Below are 3,408 nucleotides of genomic sequence, written 5' to 3'. Positions count from 1 at the left end.
GCCCATGCCCACCCGCGTCCTGCTCATCGATGACGACACCCGGATGTTCGAGTTGCTCGCGGAGTACCTCGGGCAGAACGGCATCACCGTCAGCCACGCGCCCGATGGAGGCCGCGGGCTGGCGGCGCTGGAGGCGAACGCCTTCGACGCCGTGCTCCTGGACGTGATGATGCCGGGCATGGACGGCCTGGAGGTGTGCAAGCGCATCCGGGCCAAGAGCCGCATCCCGGTGCTGATGCTCACCGCCAAGGGCGACGAGACGGACCGCGTGGTGGGGCTGGAGCTGGGGGCGGACGACTACCTGCCCAAGCCCTTCGGCCCGCGCGAGCTGCTCGCCCGCCTGCGCGCGGTGCTGCGGCGGGCGCAGCCGGCGGCGGTGGCGGACCGGCTCGAGTCGAGCGGCGTCTCCATCGACGTGTCCGGGCGCGAGGTGCGGGTGGAGGGCAAGGCGGTGGAGCTGACGGGCCTGGAGTTCGACCTGCTGCTCGCGCTGGTGCGGCGCGCGGGCCGGGTGATTCCCCGCGACGCGCTGCTGGGCGAGGCGGGCCGCAACGACACGGTGGTGAGCGAGCGCACGGTGGACGTGCACATCTCCCACCTGCGCCAGAAGCTGGGAGACGTGGGCACGCGCCTCATCAAGACGGTGCGCGGCGTGGGCTACGTGTTCGCGAAGGAAGGCGCCTGATGGGCTGGGGCCACTGGCATCCCGACGAGGAGCCCTGCATCCCGCGTCCCCCGCGGGGCTTCGGCCGCCACGCACGTCACCACCACCATCACCGGCGCAGGTTCCACCTGGGCCGGCTGGGTTCCTTCGTGCAGGCGCGGCTGCGGCGCCGGCTGTTCGTCATGTTCGGGCTCACCATCCTGGTGACGGTGCTGGTGGTGTCGTGGGTGATGAACCTGACGGGCGGCAACACCTGGCGGCAGGAGACGGAGCGCGCCCGTTCGTTCGTGGGCCACCGCTTCGCGGAGGTCTGGGACGCGCCCGCCGCGAGGGAGTCCCTGGTGCGGGGCATCTCCGACGACCTGGACGTGGACGTCGAGCTGACGGACCTGTCCGGCGCGGTGGTGGCGCGGGGTGGCTCGCCGTGCGCGAAGCCGGACGCGACCATCCCGGTGATGCGGCAGGACACGCAGCTGGGGACGGTGCAGGCGTGCTACCTGCAAACGCGCTCGCGGGGCCCCTGGCGCGCCGTGCTGCCGCTGGGCATCGCGGTGCTGGTGCTGTGGACGGCGGCGGGCGGCATCTCGTTCCGGCTGGCGCGGCCGGTGGACACGCTGGTGAAGGCCACGCAGGAGCTGGGCGAGGGCCGGCTGGGCGCTCGGGCGAGCCTGGACCGCCACACCACCGGGGAGTTCGCGGTGCTCGCCGAGTCCTTCAACGACATGGCGGCGCGCATCGAGAAGCAGCTGGCGGACCAGCGCGAGCTCCTGGCGGCGGTGTCACACGAGCTGCGCACGCCGCTGGCGCGACTGCGGGTGCTGACGGAGCTGTTGCGCGACGGCGGAGGCAACCCGCGCACGTTGGACCAGGTGGACCGCGAGGTGGTGGAGCTGGACGCGCTGGTGGGCGAGCTGCTCGCCAGCTCGCGCCTGGACTTCGGGCAGCTCACGCCCAAGGCGCTGGAGGCGGGCGTGCTGGCGGCGCAGGCGCTGGAGCGCGTGGGGCTGTCCGCGACGCTGCTCCAGCCGGAGACGGACGACGTGGCGCTGATGGCGGACGCGACGCTGCTGGGCCGGGCGCTGGTGAACCTGCTCGACAACGCGCGCAAGCACGGCGTGGGCGTGGAGGCGCTCCGGCTGCAGGAGCACGGCAAGGAGCACCTGGCCTTCAGCGTGGAGGACCGGGGCCCGGGGCTTCTGCCCGGCGAGGAGACGCGCATCTTCCAGCCGTTCTACCGCAAGGACCGGGGCGGAGAGGCGCGCGAGGCCGGCTCCCTGGGACTGGGGCTCGCGCTGGTGCAGCGCATCGCCCGGGCCCACGGAGGAGAGGCCTTCGCGGAGAACCGGCCCGGCGGAGGCGCGCGCGTGGGCTTCACGGTGCGCAAGGCCGGGCCGCCGGGGCCCGCGTTGAACCCGCTGGCCTGACGGCGGCGGCAGGCGCCCCTCCCGCACACCGGCGCCCCGACCGGGGACCGAAGGCAGGCGCCTCGACCGGGGACCGAAGGCAGGCGCCTCGCGCGCCCAAGGCGGGGCGCACCGCACGAACCGGTCCGACTGTCGGACAGGTCGCGCCGCGCCGGGCGCGGGGAGGCCCCGTCGCGAAGCCGGACCGACAGGGCCAGGGACAGGCCGCGCGGGCAGCCTGTTCCCCTTCGCGGACGACTGCTTCGCCTGCGCGTCCGTCGCGGAGAAGGCGAACGTCGCCTCGTGGCGGACTACTGCTTCGCCTGCGCGTCCGTCGCGGCGAAGGCGAACGTCGCCTCCGTGGGCGCGCCGTCCTTCACGGTGACTTCCGCCGTCTTCATGCCCAGCGTCTCGTGCCACGCCTCCAGCGTGTACGTGCCCGCGGGCAGGCCCGTCAGCGTGAAGGTGCCGTCCGCCGCGGTGGTGGTGAAGTACGGGTTGGGGTTGCTCACCACGAAGGCCGTCATCCACGGGTGCACGTCGCACTTGAGGCGCAGCACCTCCGCGTCCGACGGCAGCGGCTTCTGCACCGGCGCGCCCGAGGGCGGCTGCGCCACGTTGAACACCGGCCGCGTGCCCACCACGCCGCGCACGTTGTGCAGCGTGCCGTCGCTGTTCTTGAACATCACCTGCTGGCCCGCCACCGCGCCCTGCACGCGCGGCACGTAGGTGCACTTGGACTGGTCCACCACCACCGGCGTGGACGGCGCCGCGGGGGCGCCCGCGACCGGGCCCTTCACACGCACCAGCACGTTCTGGAGCTTGCCGTCCTTCACCAGCACGGACTGCTCCTTCTCCGGCCGCCCGTCACACGCGGGGTCCGCGCTGGGCGCCAGGTCCGCCATCACCGGCTGCGTGCCGGTGAACGACACCGTGCCCTTCACCACGCCGTTGCCCGCGGGCGCCGGAGCCGCCGCCTCGCCCGTGCCCGCTCCCGCCGTGGGCGCCGGAGGGACGGCCTGCTGCGTGGGCGTCGCCGGACGCGCGGCGGGCGCCTCGGCGGAGGGCGTGGGCGCCTCCTCCTTCTTGCACGCGGGCAGGGCCAGGAGCCCCGCGACACCGACCATCGACAAGCCAAGCAGACGCAGCTTCATGAGGCGGTCTCCTCTGGAGGATTCTTCGTGATGCGGTGCCCGCCGTCGTAGTGGAAGGCACCGGGCAAGTCCAACAACCCACAGCGCACGGGCTACTCGCGGCGGCTCACGCTGAACGCGGCCAGCCCCACGAACACCGCGGCGAACGCCAGGAGCGCGGGCACCTCCCACCCCACCGTCACCCCAC

General features: G+C 73.8%; 3 protein-coding genes. 2 read left to right on the top strand and 1 reads right to left on the bottom strand.

Annotated features, from left to right (window positions below; genetic code table 11):
* The first annotated feature begins 4 nt into the window (after nt 1-4).
* Entirely contained in the window at nt 5-685 is a 681-nt protein-coding gene (locus D7W79_RS40355; RefSeq protein ID WP_120530517.1) for a response regulator transcription factor, read from the top strand.
* A complete protein-coding gene (locus tag D7W79_RS40350) occupies nt 685-2,088 on the top strand; it encodes a HAMP domain-containing sensor histidine kinase (RefSeq protein ID WP_120530516.1) in 1,404 nt (467 codons plus the stop codon). The genes D7W79_RS40355 and D7W79_RS40350 overlap by 1 nt, the downstream gene beginning before the upstream one ends.
* 290 nt (nt 2,089-2,378) lie before the next feature.
* Here D7W79_RS40350 and D7W79_RS40345 read toward each other — a convergent pair whose 3' ends face one another.
* On the bottom strand, nt 2,379-3,221 hold the full coding sequence (locus tag D7W79_RS40345; RefSeq protein ID WP_208729973.1) for a beta-sandwich domain-containing protein: 843 nt from the start codon (nt 3,219-3,221) through the stop codon (nt 2,379-2,381).
* Nucleotides 3,222-3,408: the final 187 nt, after the last annotated feature.

It is taken from the genome of Corallococcus exercitus (assembly GCF_003611585.1).
Classification (GTDB): domain Bacteria; phylum Myxococcota; class Myxococcia; order Myxococcales; family Myxococcaceae; genus Corallococcus; species Corallococcus exercitus.
The sequence above is the reverse complement of the archived record's forward strand: the minus strand, read 5'-3'. Positions and strand labels throughout refer to the sequence as shown.